Here is a 437-nt window from a genome sequence, read left to right on the forward strand (position 1 = left end):
CAGAATTTACCTGACAAGGAATTTCGCTACCTTAGGACCGTTATAGTTACGGCCGCCGTTTACTGGGGCTTCGGTTCACAGCTTCGGGTTGCCCCTAACCGCTCCCCTTAACCTTCCAGCACCGGGCAGGCGTCAGCCCGTATACTTCGCCTTACGGCTTCGCACAGACCTGTGTTTTTGCTAAACAGTCGATTGGGCCTTTTCACTGCGGCCCCCTCGGGCTATTCACCCTACCGAGGCACCCCTTCTCCCGAAGTTACGGGGTCATTTTGCCGAGTTCCTTAACGAGAGTTCTTCCGCGCGCCTTAGCATGCTCTGCTCGCCTACCTGTGTCGGTTTGCGGTACGGGCACCATCACCTGGCTAGAGGCTTTTCTTGACAGCCGGAGTACATGACCTTCGCTACTGCAATTTTCGCTCCCCATCACAGCCCAGCCT

At 56.3% G+C, this 437-nt stretch carries 1 rRNA gene; it reads right to left on the minus strand.

Going from position 1 to position 437, the window contains the following annotated elements:
* Positions 1 to 437, minus strand: a 23S ribosomal RNA gene (locus tag PAT3040_RS19665); the annotation flags it as partial.

Origin of the sequence: Paenibacillus agaridevorans (genome assembly GCF_003112455.1) — a bacterium.
Lineage (GTDB): Bacteria > Bacillota > Bacilli > Paenibacillales > Paenibacillaceae > Pristimantibacillus > Pristimantibacillus agaridevorans.